14 protein-coding genes and 1 tRNA gene are annotated in these 14,979 nt (G+C 69.4%); 4 read left to right on the top strand and 11 right to left on the bottom strand.

What is annotated here, in order from left to right; genetic code table 11:
- Positions 1 to 41: 41 nt before the first annotated feature.
- Positions 42 to 440 (bottom strand): endonuclease domain-containing protein, encoded by a 399-nt coding sequence (locus tag VPH61_RS07895; RefSeq protein WP_332062952.1) that lies wholly within the window; start codon positions 438 to 440, stop codon positions 42 to 44.
- A 228-nt stretch (positions 441 to 668) separates the two neighbouring features.
- On the opposite strand from VPH61_RS07895, the gene VPH61_RS07890 reads away from it, so the two are divergent.
- Together VPH61_RS07890 and VPH61_RS07885 are read left to right on the top strand one after the other, a co-directional pair.
- The gene (locus VPH61_RS07890; protein ID WP_332062951.1) at positions 669 to 1,079 is read left to right on the top strand and encodes a hypothetical protein; all 411 of its coding nucleotides are present in this window, start codon (positions 669 to 671) and stop codon (positions 1,077 to 1,079) included.
- A 230-nt stretch (positions 1,080 to 1,309) separates the two neighbouring features.
- Entirely contained in the window at positions 1,310 to 2,515 is a 1,206-nt protein-coding gene (locus VPH61_RS07885) for a metallophosphoesterase family protein (protein WP_332062950.1), read from the top strand.
- Positions 2,516 to 2,563: 48 nt separating this feature from the next.
- Here VPH61_RS07885 and VPH61_RS07880 read toward each other — a convergent pair whose 3' ends face one another.
- The 4 genes from VPH61_RS07880 to VPH61_RS07865 all read right to left on the bottom strand — a co-directional run bounded on the left by VPH61_RS07880 (position 2,564) and on the right by VPH61_RS07865 (position 6,706).
- Positions 2,564 to 3,391, bottom strand: coding sequence for an alpha/beta fold hydrolase (locus VPH61_RS07880; RefSeq protein WP_332062949.1), 828 nt, complete (start codon positions 3,389 to 3,391; stop codon positions 2,564 to 2,566).
- Positions 3,388 to 3,990 carry an isochorismatase family protein gene (locus VPH61_RS07875; RefSeq protein ID WP_332062948.1) on the bottom strand — a complete coding sequence of 201 codons (603 nt, stop codon included), beginning with the start codon at positions 3,988 to 3,990 and terminating at the stop codon, positions 3,388 to 3,390. The genes VPH61_RS07880 and VPH61_RS07875 overlap by 4 nt, the downstream gene beginning before the upstream one ends.
- Before the next feature lie 135 nt (positions 3,991 to 4,125).
- A complete protein-coding gene (locus tag VPH61_RS07870) occupies positions 4,126 to 5,655 on the bottom strand; it encodes a D-alanyl-D-alanine carboxypeptidase/D-alanyl-D-alanine-endopeptidase (RefSeq protein ID WP_332062947.1) in 1,530 nt (509 codons plus the stop codon).
- 67 nt (positions 5,656 to 5,722) lie between these two features.
- Positions 5,723 to 6,706: a Gfo/Idh/MocA family protein gene (locus VPH61_RS07865; protein ID WP_332062946.1), complete on the bottom strand. Its 984-nt coding sequence runs from the start codon at positions 6,704 to 6,706 to the stop codon at positions 5,723 to 5,725.
- An 80-nt stretch (positions 6,707 to 6,786) separates the two neighbouring features.
- Between VPH61_RS07865 and VPH61_RS07860 the strand changes: the two genes are divergently transcribed.
- Positions 6,787 to 7,632 (top strand): SGNH/GDSL hydrolase family protein, encoded by an 846-nt coding sequence (locus VPH61_RS07860; RefSeq protein WP_332062945.1) that lies wholly within the window; start codon positions 6,787 to 6,789, stop codon positions 7,630 to 7,632.
- Positions 7,629 to 8,477 (top strand): SGNH/GDSL hydrolase family protein, encoded by an 849-nt coding sequence (locus tag VPH61_RS07855; protein ID WP_332062944.1) that lies wholly within the window; start codon positions 7,629 to 7,631, stop codon positions 8,475 to 8,477. The genes VPH61_RS07860 and VPH61_RS07855 overlap by 4 nt, the downstream gene beginning before the upstream one ends.
- Before the next feature lie 53 nt (positions 8,478 to 8,530).
- On the opposite strand, the gene VPH61_RS07850 is transcribed toward VPH61_RS07855, so the two are convergent.
- From VPH61_RS07850 to VPH61_RS07825, 6 genes are all read right to left on the bottom strand, one after another.
- Positions 8,531 to 9,565 (bottom strand): LacI family DNA-binding transcriptional regulator, encoded by a 1,035-nt coding sequence (locus VPH61_RS07850; protein WP_332062943.1) that lies wholly within the window; start codon positions 9,563 to 9,565, stop codon positions 8,531 to 8,533.
- A 91-nt stretch (positions 9,566 to 9,656) separates the two neighbouring features.
- Positions 9,657 to 11,096: a GH1 family beta-glucosidase gene (locus VPH61_RS07845; RefSeq protein ID WP_332062942.1), complete on the bottom strand. Its 1,440-nt coding sequence runs from the start codon at positions 11,094 to 11,096 to the stop codon at positions 9,657 to 9,659.
- Between the two features lies 1 nt (position 11,097).
- Positions 11,098 to 12,027: a carbohydrate ABC transporter permease gene (locus VPH61_RS07840; protein ID WP_332062941.1), complete on the bottom strand. Its 930-nt coding sequence runs from the start codon at positions 12,025 to 12,027 to the stop codon at positions 11,098 to 11,100.
- On the bottom strand, positions 12,024 to 13,019 hold the full coding sequence (locus VPH61_RS07835) for a carbohydrate ABC transporter permease (RefSeq protein WP_332062940.1): 996 nt from the start codon (positions 13,017 to 13,019) through the stop codon (positions 12,024 to 12,026). The genes VPH61_RS07840 and VPH61_RS07835 overlap by 4 nt, the downstream gene beginning before the upstream one ends.
- Before the next feature lie 85 nt (positions 13,020 to 13,104).
- Positions 13,105 to 14,400: an ABC transporter substrate-binding protein gene (locus VPH61_RS07830; protein ID WP_332062939.1), complete on the bottom strand. Its 1,296-nt coding sequence runs from the start codon at positions 14,398 to 14,400 to the stop codon at positions 13,105 to 13,107.
- 433 nt (positions 14,401 to 14,833) lie between these two features.
- Positions 14,834 to 14,909, bottom strand: a tRNA-Thr gene (locus VPH61_RS07825).
- Positions 14,910 to 14,979: the final 70 nt, after the last annotated feature.

Here is a 14,979-nt window from a genome sequence, read left to right as displayed (position 1 = left end):
CGACGGCATTCGCGACAGTGGGCCCCGCACGTCCGCCGGGCTCAGCCCCATTCGTGCAGGCCGCGCCGCATGAGCATCCTCACCACATCGAGCACCATGTCCCACTCGTGCAGGATCTGGCTGTGGCTGAACGACACGTACGTGTAGCCGATCGCCTTCAACCAGCCGGCCCGCGCCCGATCTCGGTCGAATGCGCCAGGGGCCGTGTGCGGCCCTTCGCCATCTGCTTCGAACACGAACCGATCGCCGATGAGCAGATCGGCGAAGAACCCGCCCGGCAAGGGTACTTGGGTCCTGACCTGGATCCCTGCAGCCCGGAGCCCCTCTCGCGCGACGGTCTCCGCGATCGATTGGCTCCCGGCATCGGATCGGACCGCGATCGCGCGTGTCGTGGCAGGCAGCCGCTCGAGAAGTTGCTCGAATGCGGTGTCGTCGAGCAACTGCGTCCGTTCGGGGCGCCACGCAACGCGCTCTCGAGCGGAGTCGAGCGCGCAGAGCGCATCGATCGAGGGAAGGCACCCGAGCATCTGCACGAGACAGTCCTCCAGCGAGACGATAGCGCCGCGCGTCGCCGCCGCCGAACCACCGCTCCAATGCACTCGGGGTCCGGGTACGGCCCCACGCCCGGGCATCGAGTGTTTCTCGTCGGGCGGTCGCAAGAGCGATGCGTGCCGATCCACTTCGACATGGAGCGCTCGCGGTGCTTCGAGTACCCGCAGCCCGAGCAGTGGCGCGGCGGAGACGCAGTCGAGCCTCCCGCCGACGCGGACCGCGCGCTTCAGCTGGTCGGGGATCCGTGGGTCGACGTAGACGCCCTTCCTCACCCGCTCGAGTTCGCGACGATCGAGCGCGACGGCGATGTCCTTGCGCGTGACTCCGTCGGCGAGCAGCTCCGCGTACGTGCAGACGCCACCGCGTTGCGAGGCGACATTCCGGGCTGTGTACATGTCGTGAGCATGGCGAGCGCCGACCGTCATGCGGCGCTCGGCGATGATGCGGTGGGCCGATCGCCGACCCCACCGCCTGTGGAGGCACAGTCGGCGAGTTCGCACCCGCACAACTTCGGAACGGACGGGTGACTCGCCGCGACCGCGGCCCGCGAGCGCGGCGCGGCGTGCGAACGTTCCGAAGTTGTGCTCGGCCGCCGTGCCGTGTGACGCCCCTGCAGCCCTGCTCCCGTGCAGCCTGCATCTGATGGCGCCGGCTCGAGGCATCCGTTCACCTGCAGGCCCCCGGCCAGTCATCCGCCATCCCTAACGTCGACCGCGGCGCCCTGCCGCGCCGCCACCGACGAACAGGAGAACGATCGATGCCAGGCATGCCGCCCGTCAGCCGCCGGACCATCCTCACCGCGGGAGGCCTCGGCGTGCTCGGCGCCGCCGCACTCCCGACGGCCGCCAACGCCGAAGCCGGCGACGCCGACCGCGGCGCCACCGGCAGTCCGCACGCGAAGGCGCCGAAGCTGCGCTTCCGCGACGACGGCACGTTCAAGGTCGTGCAGTTCAACGACACGCAGGACGACGAGCTCACCGACCGCCGCACCGTCGAACTCATCGAGAAGACCCTCGACGCCGAGGCTCCCGACTTCGTGCTCATCAACGGCGACGTCATCACGGGCGGCTGCGAGACGCGCCTGGCCGTCAAGCAGGCGATCAACAACGTCGTGTGGCCGATGGAGAGCCGCGGCATCCCGTGGGCCGTCACGTATGGCAACCACGACGAGGACTCGCTGCCGCAGTCGGGGGTCGACGAGGCGATGATGCTCGACTTCTACCGCAGCTACGACTTCAACATGAACGCCGAGAACATCGCGGGCGTCACTGGCACCGGCAACACGATCGTCCCGATCCGCTCGGCGGGCCGCGGCAACGACACGGCGTTCAGCCTCTGGCTCCTCGACTCCGGCCGCTACGCTCCGGGCACGATCGACGGGCAGGACTTCGCCGGGTACCCCGCGTGGGACTGGCTGCGCATGGACCAGGTCTCGTGGTACCGCGAGGAGTCGCAGCGCCTCGAGAAGAAGTTCAAGCGCAAGGTGCCGGGCCTGATGTTCATCCACATCGCGCTCTGGGAGCACCGCTTCATGTGGTGGGGCGGCGTCGACACCCGAACCGAAGCGGATGCCGCGCGCGGACGCACCCGTCACGCCATCGTCGGCGAGCGCAACGAGGACGAGTGCCCCGGGCCCTTCAACTCGGGCATGTACAACGCGATCCTCGAGCGGGGCGACGTCAAGGGCGTCTTCGTCGGCCACGACCACGTCAACGACTACGTCGGCAACTACTACGGCGTGCTGCTCGGCTACGCGCCCGGCACGGGATTCGGCGCCTACGGCCTGCCCGGTGCGGAGCGCAACCGCATGCGCGGCGGGCGTGTCTTCGAGCTCACGCAGGCGGGCGCGGAGGTCGACATCGCGACGCGCGTCGTCTACGCACGCGACTACGGCATCGACCTGACGGCGAACGACCAACCGATGGAGCCGACGCCGCTCGCGCCGAAGCAGGCGGCGATCTGACGAGTTCTGCGTCACCGCGGGCCCGGTGCTTCGGCGCCCGGCCCGCGGTCAGTTCTCGCCGAGGAAGGCGATCGCCGCCGACTTGAACGCCCGCGACGTGAGCGTCGAGACGTGGTCGCGACCGGGCACCGAGACGAAGTCGGCGCCCCACTCGCGGGCGAGCTCCTGCGCACCGGCGGGCACGGGATCGTTCTCCCCCGCGACGAACAGCACGGGGATGCCGCCCGGAATCGACAGCGGCGCGCCCGAGACGCCCTCGATGACGGCCAGCAGCGCCTCGCGGTCGGCGCCCGCCGTGATCGCGGGGCGCAGCACCTGTTCGATGACCGGGTCGCTCGGCGCCTCATCGCGGAGCAGCAGCGCGCGGGCGTCGTCGATCGACCACGAGGCGAAGAGCTCATTCGGTCCGGCGCCGCCGACGACGACGCGGCGCACCCGCTCGGGCGCGCTCGCCGCGAGCGCGGAGACCACGCGATTGCCCATCGAATAGCCGACGACATCGGCCGTGTCGGCGCCGGCGGAGTCGAGCACCGCCATGAGGTCGCCGCCGAGCAGATCGGGCGCGTACGAGGCGGCGTCGACGGGCTTGTCGCTCGCGCCGTGGCCGCGCAGGTCGACCGTGATCGTCGAGCGTCCTGCCTCCTCGAGCGCGCGCACCCATCCGGTGCCGTCCCAGGTGATCGCGGCATCGGAGGCGAAGCCGTGCACGAGCAGCACAGGCGGCAGCGAGGGGGCGCCGTCGCCGGCGCCGTCGACCGGATCCACCTCGTCGACCGGCTCGTCCGGCTCGACCGCATGCACGCGGTACCCGATCAGCACACCGTCGGGGCCTTCCGCATAGAGGGTCGGCGTCGCCGACGGACCGGCCTGCCTCACGATGCGGCCTCATCGAGCGCGGTCGATTCGGCGATGACGACCCCGGCGTGTCCGAGCTCGGCGAGCGCGTTCGCCGACGACTCGGCACCGACACCCGCGATGAGGTCGGTGAAGACCCGTACGTGCTGGCCGTGCTCCACAGCGTCGAGCGCGCTCGCGCGCACGCAGTGGTCGGTGGCGATGCCGACGATGTCGATGTCGGTGATGCCCCGTGCGGCGAGCACGTCGCTCACAGTGTCGCCCGCGTCATCCGTGCCCTCGAAGATCGAGTAGGCGGGCACGCCCTGCCCCTTGCGGATGTGCACGTCGACCTCCGACGTGTCGAGGTCGGGGTGGTACTCGGCGCCTGGTGTGCCCTCGACGCAGTGCGCCGGCCAGGTGCCGACGAAGTCGGGCTCGGCGTCGACGGCGAAGTGGCCGCCGTTGTCGTTCTCGCCCGAGTGCCAGTCACGGGATGCCGCGACGAGCTCGTAGTCGCCCCGATGCTGCTGCAGCAGGCGGGTGACGCCGGCGGCGACGGCAGCCCCGCCGTCGACCCCGAGCGCTCCGCCCTCGGTGAAGTCGTTCTGCACGTCGATGATGAACAGGGCCCGGGTCATGGCTCGCTCCTTCGCTCGTCACACTCGGCACGGCTCGGCCGATGCATCCATTCTTCCAGTGATCGGGGGCGGTGCGCAGGGGCCGGTGCGCGGTTCAGCGTTCGGCGAACCGCGCGAACAGGAGTTGGCGCGCGATCAGGAGTTCGAGAGATTGTCGCCGCAGAGGTAGAAGCCCGTCGTCAGCGTGTCGATCGCCTGCTTCGCCTCGTCGGTGACGTCGCCGAGGGCGTAGATCGCGAAGGTCAGCGTGGAGCCGTCCTGCGCACGCACGACACCCGAGAGCGTGTAGCCCGTGTCGATCCATCCGGTCTTGGCCGAGACGGCGCCGTCGGCGACCGCGTTGTCGCCCGAGAACCGGTCGTCGTACCCGAGCGAGCCCCGCTCGCCCGAGACCGGCAGTCCATCCATGAGCACGCCGAGGTTGCCCTCGCGGGCGTTGATCTTCACGAACAGCTGGGTCAGGTACGACGGCGGCACCGCGTTGTTGTCGGACAGGCCCGAGCCGTCGACGACGATGATGCCGGTGGTGTCGATGCCGTACGCGGCGAGTCCCTGCAGCACCCCGGCGTTGATGGCGCCGAAGCTGTTGCCGGCGCCGGTCTCGATCGCGACGAGGCGGGCGAGCATCTCAGCGGCGGTGTTGTCGGAGACGACGAGCGCCTTGTCGACGAGCTGCGCGACGGTGGGCGACTGCACCTGGCCGAGCTGCTGGGCTCCGGCGGGAGCGACGCCGCGTTCGATCACGCCGATGCCGCCGAGCTCGCTCGCGAACGCGTCGCCGGCGCGGCCCACCGGGTCGGCGCTGCGCCACGAGGTGTTCGAGCCGGGGTTGTCGCGGTCGCCGTCGACCATGAGCGCTGCGATGTTCGACATGTAGCCGTCGTCGCGTTCTTTGAGCGCCCAGCTCGGCTCCCACTCGTCGCCGCTGAAGTAGCTCGCGTCGAGGATGAGCTTCGTGAGCGGTGGGTTCGCGGGGTCAGCCGCCCACGCGGCCTCGACCTGGGCGGCGAGGTCGTCGAGGTGGGCGGCGCCCGGGTAGACGGTCTCCGTGCCGCTCGGCGTTCGGGAGAGCGTGACGTCGCCGCCGCCGACGAGCACGACCGAGCCGGGCTCCGAGCCCTTCACGACGGTCGTCGGGGTGCGATAGTCGGGCCCGAGCACCGAGAGCGCAGCGGCGGAGGTCAGCACCTTCATGACGCTCGCCGTGCGCGAGGGCGTCGTGCCGCCGCGGTCGTAGAGCACCTCGCCGGTCGCGGCGTTCATCACGTGCGCCTGCATGTTCGCGAGACGCCCGTCGGCTGCGCGGTCGGCGACCGAGCAGGTGCGCAGGCGGGCCGCCGCCGCGATCGTCGCCGGCACGGGCCGTGCCGGATCGACGGTGGGCGTGGGCGTCGGGGTCGTCACGGCCGCAACGGATGCCGCTGCGCCGCCGTTGCTCGCGACGCCGGCCGCGACCGCGCCGGCGCCGATCAGGCCGAAGGCGACGACGCCGCCTGCGATCACGAGGGGCAGTCGGTGCTTCCGCGCGAAGGCCGCGATCGAGGTGAGCACGCCGGTCTTCGCGGAGTCACCGGAGTTCACGGAGTCACCCGAGGAGGGGTCACCGGCGCCGGGGGTCTCCCCCTCGTCGGGGGCTCGCCCCGCGGCATCCGTCTCGTCGATCACCCGGGAATCCTACGCGAGCCATCCTCAAGAGAACCTGATCATGCGGCTGATCACGCTCACCGACGGGTCATTCGCCCGGGTAGGCGAGCCCGATCTGCCGGCGGATCTCGTCGAGCGACGCCATGATCGCGACGGTCTCGTCGATCGGAAGCAGGTCGCCGGTGAGGTTGCCCGCCGCGACGAGACGCTCGACCGCCTCGGCCTGGAAGTGCATGCCGCGGCCCGTGACCTCGGATCGGTACTCCTCGAGCACGGTTCCGTCGGCGGCGATGACCCTGAAGGTCGTCGGCGTGTACCAGACGTGGTCGATCTCGATGCGGGCCTCGGTGCCGAGCACGACGGCCAGGTTCGCCCCCTTCGCATCGCTCGCCGAATGCGTGACCGCCATGCGCCCGCCCTCGTACCCGTAGACCACGGCGATCTGCGCGTCGGCACCCGTCGGCCGGAAGGTCGCCGAGGCATGAGTGCTCTGCGGCGCTCCGAAGAGGTCCCACGCGAAGGAGACGGGGTAGATGCCGAGGTCGAGGAGCGCCCCGCCGCCGAGCTCGAGCGCGTTGATGCGGTGGGCCGGGTCGTCGGAGAGCAACTGCGTGTGGTCGGCGATGAGGGTGCGAAGGTCGCCGAGCGTGCCTTCGGCGATGATCTCGCGGATGCGCGCCATGTGGGGCAGGTATCTGGTCCACATCGCCTCGAGCACGAGCAGGCCCTTTGAGGCCGCGAGGTCCGCGATCGCTCGCGCCTCGGCGGCGTTGACCGTGAACGCCTTCTCGACGAGCACGTGCTTACCGGCCTCGAGTGCGAGCCTGGCACCTGCGGCGTGCATCGGATGCGGCGTGGAGACGTAGATCACGTCGACCTCGGGGTCGGCGACGAGGGCCTCGTAGCTGCCGTGCGCGTTCGGGATGTCGAACTCGGCCGCGAAGGCGTCGGCGCTGCCCTGCGAGCGGGACCCGACCGCCTGCACGGTGAAGCCGTTGACCTTCAGGTCGCTGGTGAAGAGGTGCGCGATGCCGCCGGTCGCAAGGATTCCCCATCGAAGTCGTTCCGTCATGCTGCCAGCCTAGGGGCCGGCGGGACCCTCCCCTGTTCGGGGACCGTGTGGATTCCTCATGATCGGTCTAGCGTTCAGCCATGACGGCCGTTCCCGCTTGGAAGGGCCGCGTCACCGGCATCGCCGCCGCGGCCATCATCGCCCTCGTGGCCATCCCTGCGGGGATCGCCGGCCCGGCAGCTGCCGTGCCACCCTCATCTCCCCCATCATCGTCATCGTCGGCCGTCGCCAAGTACGTCGCCCTCGGCGACTCCGTGGCGGCCGGCCAGGGTGCCGGCGGCTACATCGACGCCTGCCTCCGAAGCCCGAGCGGCTACCCGGCGCTCCTCGACGCCGCGCCGCGCACCAACCTGCTGCGCAATGCCTCCTGCAGCGGTGCCACGATCGCGGATGTCGCGGCGAGCCAGCTCTCGCAGGTGAACCGCGGCACGACGCTCGTGACCCTCACGGTCGGCGCGAACGAGGTCGACCTGACCGGCATCCTCGTCGCGTGCACACCGCCGTCACCGGTCGAGGCGTGCATCGCAGCCGTCGGCGCCGCGCAGGCGTACCTCGCTTCGGGCAAGCTGGCCACCGACGTCTCGGGACTCGTCGCCGTGATCGCCGACCGATCACCGGGCGCGGAGATCCTGGTGACCGGCTACGCCATCCCGTTCGCGCCCGGGTACAGCCCGTTGACCGATGACGTGAACGCGCTCACCGCGGTGATGAACGGGCTGATCCGAGCGGGCGTCGCGGGCGTCGCGGCATCCGGGATCGATGCGGAGTACGTCGATGTGACCCCGCTGTTCGCCGGCCACGGCGTCGGCAGCGTCGACCCCTGGCTCGGCGCCGACCCGAGCGACCCGCTGTCGTTCCTGCACCCGAACGCCGCCGGCTACCTCGCGTACCGCGACGCGATCCTCGCTGCACTGGCATTGCCGTGATCGCAGCATCCCGACACCGCGTCGTCCTCGCCGCGGCGGCCATCACCGCGATCGTCGCACTCGGGTCGATCGCCTCGCCGGCCCTGGCCGCCACCACCGGGAAGGGCAAGCCCGGCGGTGGGGGCAATGGCGGAGGCCACGGAGGCGGCGGCAGCTCCCAGCTCGCCTACGCGGCCCTCGGCGACTCCTACGCGGCCGGTCTCGGTGCCGGCAGCTACCTCGAGACGAGTTGCTACACGAGCTCGAAGGGGTATCCGGCGCTGCTCGACGCCGATGCGAACCTCGCCCTCGCGGCCCGGCCGGCCTGCCGCGGTGCGACCACCGCCGATGTGATCGCGATCCAGGTGCCCGCACTGCCGGCGAATGCCGTGCGGGTGACGCTCACAGGGGGCGGCAACGACGTCGGATTCGCGAACGTGATGCAGAACTGCTTCGTGCTGGTCAACAGCTCGTGCGAGTCGCACATCGTCGCCGGCGAGACGATGGTGCAGAACGGCGCACTCGCTCAGAACATGGTCGGCGCCATCGCCTCGATCAGGGCGAAGGCGCCGGCCGCCCGGGTCGTCGTCACGGGATACCCGTTGCTGTTCGCGCCGACATCGCGCTACCACTGGGCCTCGCGGGTCAACACCGGCACCATCGCGCTGAACGACGCGATCGAGGCCGCTGCCGCGCAGGCCGGCGCCGTGTACGTCGACGTCGAGGCGCCGTTCACCGGGCACGGCATCGGCAGCACCGCGCCGTGGATCAACGACTGGAACTGGCTGCGCTCCAGCGACTCGTTCCATGCCAACGCAGCCGGCTACCAGGCCTACGCGGTCGCGCTGCGCCCCGCGCTGAACTGAATCGCCGTGTCGCCGGCGCTCGGCCCTGGCTCAGGGCGAATCCGAACGGTGCGTCAGGAGGAGGTCGACTCGCGCTCGATGAGATCGATCGGGATCAGCGTCTCACCCTCGATGTGCGCGCCCTCGATGAGGCGCACGAGCGTCGCGACCATCGTCGCGCCCTTGTCTGAGGTGTGCAGGTCGACGGTGGTCAGCTGCGGGGCGGTGCTCGTCGAGAAGACGTTGTTGTCGATGGTCGCGATGGCAACATCGCCCGGCACGTGCCGACCGTGCGCCTGCAGCACCGGCAGCGCCCCTGAGGCCATCTGCGCCGACGCGATGAAGATCGCATCGAACGGGGTCGTGCCCGCGAGGAGTCGTTCGGCCGCCGCCGCTCCGCCGCTCGGCGTGTAGTCGCCCTCCTCCGAGGCGATCGCCTCGAGTCCGGCCGCGACCAGGGTGTCGCGCCAACCATGCAGTCGCTCTCGACCGGCCGAGGTGGCGAGCGGGCCCGTGATCGTCGCGATGCGCCGGCGACCCCGGTCGATGAGGTGCTGCGTCGCGAGCGCCGCCGCCGCGACGTTGTCGACGTCGACCGTGTGGATCTCGACGTCGAACTCGCCCGGCGGACGCACGCCGAACACGACCGGGAGCGTTCGGGAGAGCTCGAGGTACGCCGATGACGCGCTGTGGTGCGACAGGATCAGCGCGCCGTCGACGTTGCCCCGTCGCAGGAACTGATGGGTCTTCTCGGGATCCTGCTCCGACTCGATCAGCAGTGTCAGCGAGTAATCGGTCGACGACGCGTACATCGCCGCGCCCTGGATCACCTCGGCGAAGTACGGATCGGCGAAGAACTCCGCGGTGCGCTCGGGGATCATCATCGCGATGCTCTGCGTCTGACGGCGCACGAGGCTGCGAGCGGCCCGATTGGGCACGTACCCGAGCTGCGCGATCGCGTCGTTCACGCGCGCCACCGCGCTCTCGGTCACCTGAGGCGACCCGTTGATGACGCGCGACACGGTCGAGCTGGAGACGCCGGCCAGCGCCGCGACCCCTTCCAGGGTCGGGCTCGCGGTCGGCGCCATGCGGGGCGTCTGCGTCGTCACGTCTCGTCTCCTGCCGCCCGTCGGGCGCATCCGGTGGTTCCTCGCGTCGGAGGTGGAATCCCTTCACCGTACGTCACAACGGTGCCGTGACTCACTCCGGGATGACGTGCCCGTCGATGAGGCGGGCCAGCCATCGCCCACTGTCCTTGATCGTGCGCCGTTGTGTGTCGTAGTCGACGTGCACGATTCCGAAGCGCTTGCTGAATCCGTAGCCCCACTCGAAGTTGTCGAGCAGCGACCACACGAGGTAGCCGCGCAGGTCGACGCCGTGCTGCATCGCCCGGTGCGCGGCTGTGAAATGCCGGCGCAGGTAGTCGATGCGCTCATCGTCGACCACTCGGCCGTCGACCACCTCGTCGTCGAAGGCGGCACCGTTCTCGGTGATCATGAGCGGCAGGTCGGGATGCTCCTCGCTCAGCGACAGCAGCAGCGCCTCGAATCCGTCGGGGGCGATGTTCCAGCCCATGGCCGTGTACGGGCCCTCCTGCTGGAGGAATTCGACCTGGTCGCTGCCGGGCCACGGAGAGCCTCCGACGTCCTTGTGACCATCGGCGCGCTCCCGGGGCGAGACGCCGTCCCACATGCGGACCCGGGTCGTCGAGTAGTAGTTGACCCCGAGGAAGTCGAGCGGCTGCCGGATGATGTCGGTGTCGCCCGGGTGCACGAACGACCAGTCCGTCACGTCTGCCGTGTCCTCGATCAGGTCGGCCGGGTAACCCCCCACGAGCATGGGCTGGGTGAACGACCGGTTCGCCAGCGCCTCGATGCGGCGAACGGCCTCCGAGCTGCCAGCTCCGTCGCCTCGGACGACGTGGAAGTTCAGCGTCACCGAGACCTCCGCCTGCGGCACGACCTCGCGGAGCACCCGCACGGCGAGGCCGTGTGCGAGGTTGAGGTGGTGCATGGCGGCGAGCGCCGCGGCGCCGTCGGTGCGACCCGGCGCGTGCGCGCCGGAACCGTAGCCGAGGAACGCACTGCACCACGGCTCGTTCAGCGTCGTCCAGACCGGCACGCGGTCGCCCAGCGCCTCGGCGACGTGGCGCGTGTACTCAGCGAAGCGGTACGCGGTGTCGCGGTTCGTCCATCCACCGGCATCCTCGAGCGCCTGCGGGAGGTCCCAGTGGTACAGCGTCGCGATCGGGCGGATGCCGCGGGCGATCAGCCCATCGACGAGGCGGCGGTAGAAGTCGAGCCCCGCCTCGTTCACTGCACCGGAGCCGAGCGGCTGGATGCGCGGCCAGGCGATGGAGAAGCGGTAGGCCTCGAGCCCGAGTTCGACCATCAGGTCGAGGTCGGCGTCGAGCCGGTTGTAGTGGTCGTCGGCGACGGCGCCCGTGTCGCCGTTCACGATCTTGCCGGGCGTGGCGCTGAACGTGTCCCAGATCGACGGCCCGCGTCCGTCCGCCGTGGCCGCGCCCTCGATCTGGTACGACGCCGTGGCGGAGCCGATGACGAATCCGGTCGGGAACTCGAGCCCTACGTCCCGGTAGTCGGGTCGGTCCCTGGTGCGCGTCGGAGTCTCGATGGTCATTTCAGCCTTTCACTGCGCCTTGCATGATGCCAGCCACGAGCTGCTTGCCCGCGACGAAGAAGAGGATGAGGAGCGGGATGACCGACAGTACGGCGCCCGCGAGCACCATCGCGTTGTCGGGGTTCTGGCCGCCGCTGGCGCTCAGTGCCGCGAGGGCGGTCTGGACGCTGGGATTCCGGGGGCTCAGCACGAGCATCGGCCAGAGGTAGTCGGTCCACGCCGCCATGAAGGTGAACAGCGCGAGCACTGCCATCGCCGGCCGAGCCGCCGGCAGCGCCACGTGCCGGAAAGTGCCCCACATGCTCGCACCGTCCATGCGCGCGGCTTCGATGAGCTCGTCGGGGATCACGTCGACGAGGTACTGGCGCATGAAGAACACGCCGAACGCCGTGACCATGCCCGGCACGATGACCGCCTGGAGGGTACCGATCCACTGCCATTCGGCCATGAGCATGAACAGCGGGATGATGCCGAGCTGGGTCGGAATCGCCATCGTCGCGATCACCGCCAGCAGCATGCCGGTGCGACCGCGGAATCGCAGCTTGGCGAACGCGTATCCCGCCAGTGTCGAGAAGAACACCACCGAGATCGTGATCGCTCCCGAGATCACGATGCTGTTCAGCAGCGCCTGCAGGAACGGAACCGTGTCGAAGACCTTGGCGGCGTTCGAGAGGAAGTTCGGCCCGGGCAGCACCGCCGGGGGCACGAGGTTCGTGTCGGATGACTGGCGGCTGCCGATCACGAACGACCACCACAGCGGGAACGCCGAGCCGACGAAGAACGCGATGAGGAGGGCGTACGTGAGCACCCCGGGTCGCTCATAGGCGCGCTTGCGCTTCGCGCGACGTTCGGCGTCGACGATCCGGCGATCCGGGGCGGAGGGCGACTTGGGCGGCTTCGACGACCTGGGGGTCGTGACGGTGGCGGTCATGACTCTCCCTGCTGCGCGCCGACGGAGGCGGCGCTGATACGGGTCGGTTTCACGTCGGCGGTGCGGATGGCGCGGGTGATGGCGTAGCTGATGAGGCCGACGAGCACGATGATGAGGAACAGGATCCACGCGGTCGCTGAGGCCCGGCCGAAGTCGCGACGCGGGAAGGCGAGCTCGTAGAGGTAGAGGACGATGGTCTGGAACTGACGATCGCCGCCGCCGTTCGTGCGACCGTCGAACAGCTTGGGCTCCGTGAAGATCTGCAGGCCGCCGATGGTCGCGGTGATGACGACGAAGATCAGGGTCGGCCGGATCATCGGGATGGTGATGGACCAGAAGCGGCGGATCTTGTTCGCGCCGTCGAGTGCGGCCGACTCGTAGACGTCGCGGGGCACGGCCTGCATCGCGGCCAGGAGGAGGAGGGCGTTGTAGCCGGTCCAGCGCCAGTTGACCATGCTCGCGATGGCGACGTGCGAGGGGAAGACGTCGAATGCCCAGCGGATGGGATCGAGGCCGAACAGCTCGAGAAGCCCGGCGATGGGCCCGTGGTACTGGTTGAAGATCTGCAGGAAGATCACGGTGACCGCGACCGGCGCCACGATGTACGGGAGCAGGATGCTCATGCGCCAGAAGGTCTTGCCGCGGATCGCCTGGTCGAGCAGTGCCGCGATTCCGGTCGCGACGACGAGCTGCGGAATGGCCGAGAGCAGGAAGATGCTGACCGTGTTGCCGAAGGCGTTCCAGAAGAACGGGTCGCTGAGCACCGAGGCGTAATTCGCCAGGCCGACGAAGTCGCCCTGGCCCTTGAGCAGGTGCCAGTCGTAGAGCGAGACGTTCAGCGTATACGCGATCGGGAAGACGCCGATCAGGGCGAACAGGATGAAGAACGGCGCGACGTACAGGAACGGGGAGAAGGTGTAGTCGAAGCGACTGACCTTCTGTCGGAACGTGAGTTCCGAACGGGCCGGTCGGCCCAGGGTGGAGCTGATCATCGTTGAGCCAATCCGCGAGACGATGAATGGTGCAGTGGAGGGTGGTGAGCGGGCGGCCCGGCGTGACACCGAGCCGCCCGTAGGATCAGCCGACGAGCTGGTTGAGCAGCTCCATGGCCTCATCCCAGGCTTCGTCGGGATCGGTGACCTCGCCCTGGCTGACCCGGTCGAAGACCGGACCGAAGACGTTGTCCTGAATGTTGGAGTCCTCGGGACCCTTGACCTGGGCGATCACGCCCTCCGAGCGTGCCGCGAAGATCTCGCCGACCGGGGCGTCGTTGAAGAAGGCGTTCGTGGTGTCGGCGACGAGCTTCTGGCCCTCGGGCGTGCTCGGGAACGGCCCGGCGACCTCGAACGCGGCCCCCTGCTGCTCGGGCGAGGCGAGCCAGAGCGCGAGCTTGGCCGCCTCCTCCTTGTGCTCGGACGACTCGGCGACGCCGAGGAATGCTCCACCCCAGTTGGCCGCGCCGCCCGGGAGGACGTCGGCGAAGTCCCATCCGCTGTCGGTGGTTCCCTCGTCGTAGTATCCCTGCACGATGCCGAGCATCCAGCTCGGGCACATGTAGACGGCGAAGTCGCCCGCCTTCGCCTCGGGGCCGACCTCCCAGCCGGGAAGTCCGGCGCCGAGCTCGTTGTTCTCAGCCTCGACGATCTTCGCGAACTGGGCCTTCAGAACCTCGTTGTCCTCGATGTTCAGCGTCTCGCCGTCCTTCTTGTAGTAGCCCTCCTCCTGCTGGTTCACGAAGGAGTTCCAGAAGAATCGGGGGCTGTGGTAGAAGGCCTTGCCGGTGTTGTCGACGTATTCCTGGCCGACCTCGAAGAAGCGGTCCCACGTGGCATCCTCGCCGCCGAAGTACTCGGCGACCTCGGTGCGCTCGCTGGGCAGGCCCGCGGCCTCGAAGAGGTCGCCGCGGTAGCAGAGGCCCTGCGGGCCGATGTCGAGGCCGGCGCCGAGCACCTTGCCGTCGGTGGTCGTGCCCTGGTCGTACTTCCACTCGAGCCAGGTGTCCTTGACATCTTCGATGCCGTAGTCGCTCAGGTCGACGAAGGAGTCGGAGACCTCGGCGATGGTGCCGAGCCATCCTTCCTCGATCGCCACGATGTCGCTGAGGCCCGTTCCGGCTGCGATCTTGGCATACGCGTCATCGCGCGCAGCCCCGCCGCCTTCGAGGTTCGTCGCCTCGATCGTGATGTTGGGGTTCTCCTCCATGTACTTCTCATAGCTCGCATCGACGCCCATGGTGCCGAAGGTCGTGATGGAGAGGGTGATCTTCTCGTCACCGCCGCCCCCACCCCCGCCCGTCGAACAGCCAGTCGCGATGAGGGCCAATGCTGCGGCGCCGGCGACGGACGCGGCGATCCTGCTTCGTGATGAGTTCACGTCACTCCCTTGTGTGTGCGGTCGAACTCATGGGAGCGCTCCCATGATGCGCCATGGGAACGCTCCCATGAGTTCGACGCAACCATACGCGACTGCCGCCTGCGCAGTCAACAATTTTGTGGGCGCGCTCCCATCGGCATGAAATCGGGCTTCAGTGAATTCCGTGCGCGGGCCGAGGACGCGGGCGAGCTGCACGACCGCACGTGCTCTTCCCACCGAGGCGCGAACGACCCACCTGGGCGCCGATGTGCGAGCAAGCCCCCGTTCGGGGCGCTGCGGCGCAGGCCACCGCGGGTTAGCGTCGACAGGCGTCTGGCTCTTCCTCCTGCGCACGCGACCGGCCCGGAGACCCCGGGCCGTTCGTGCGCCGGCGACGCGATCGATCGCTCCGTTTAAAACGACGAAGGGCCCGGATCTCTCCGGGCCCTTCACGTGGAGCCGCCTGTGGGAATCGAACCCACGACCTTTTCATTACGAGTGAAACGCTCTGCCGACTGAGCTAAGGCGGCGTGGCATCCGGAGCGCTGAAGCGCACCGACTGGCACGAGAATCCATGTTAGCGGGTTTCGGGAGCCTCGT

This window comes from Agromyces sp. CCNWLW203, assembly GCF_036576125.1.
Taxonomy (GTDB): Bacteria; Actinomycetota; Actinomycetes; order Actinomycetales; family Microbacteriaceae; genus Agromyces.
Note: the sequence above shows the minus strand (reverse complement) of the source record. Positions and strands in the feature narration are given on the sequence as shown.

Coding starts and splice junctions, on each gene's coding strand:
- VPH61_RS07885 (WP_332062950.1), top strand. CDS start 1,310: ATGCCAGGCATGCCGCCCGTCAGCCGCCGGACCATCCTCACCGCGGGA.
- VPH61_RS07860 (WP_332062945.1), top strand. CDS start 6,787: ATGACGGCCGTTCCCGCTTGGAAGGGCCGCGTCACCGGCATCGCCGCC.
- VPH61_RS07865 (WP_332062946.1), bottom strand. CDS start 6,706: ATGACGGAACGACTTCGATGGGGAATCCTTGCGACCGGCGGCATCGCG.
- VPH61_RS07875 (WP_332062948.1), bottom strand. CDS start 3,990: ATGACCCGGGCCCTGTTCATCATCGACGTGCAGAACGACTTCACCGAG.
- VPH61_RS07845 (WP_332062942.1), bottom strand. CDS start 11,096: ATGACCATCGAGACTCCGACGCGCACCAGGGACCGACCCGACTACCGG.
- VPH61_RS07835 (WP_332062940.1), bottom strand. CDS start 13,019: ATGATCAGCTCCACCCTGGGCCGACCGGCCCGTTCGGAACTCACGTTC.
- VPH61_RS07840 (WP_332062941.1), bottom strand. CDS start 12,027: ATGACCGCCACCGTCACGACCCCCAGGTCGTCGAAGCCGCCCAAGTCG.